The sequence below is a fragment of the Treponema sp. R6D11 genome, from assembly GCF_054786075.1.
Genome location: NZ_BDHD01001248.1, coordinates 1 through 349, shown reverse-complemented (window position 1 = coordinate 349; position 349 = coordinate 1). Strand labels below are relative to the sequence as shown.

Annotated in this window: 1 protein-coding gene; it reads left to right on the top strand. The window is 38.1% G+C overall.

What is annotated here, in order from left to right:
* Window positions 1-63: 63 nt before the first annotated feature.
* Window positions 64-349, top strand: a 286-nt coding sequence (locus tag ACYVTD_RS18300) for a hypothetical protein (RefSeq protein WP_461249025.1), incomplete at its 3' end; no start/stop codon positions are given.

Below are 349 nucleotides of genomic sequence, written 5' to 3'. Positions count from 1 at the left end.
GGAAGAAATAACCATACCTGAAAGACATAGCAAATCCGTGGTCATAGTTTACGGGAAGTAACCATGAAAAAGAAGCGTTATATCATAATTATATTTTTTCTTATGTTTTTAAGCTCGTGCACCATAAAGGACGGGATTGAAATACTTTTGTGGGCGTTCAGCGAAAAAAAAGAACCTGAAGAAACAGAAGAAGAAAAGCAGAAAAATTTATTAAAATTTGAAGAAGCCCAACGCCAACTGGATTTATATCTGGCAGTGTACAATGAAGGCGTAAACAATTTAAGGCTGTTTCTGGAAGAGGGCTACGATCCCAACGTATGCAAAGGGGAACTGGGCTATAGGGAAGGAA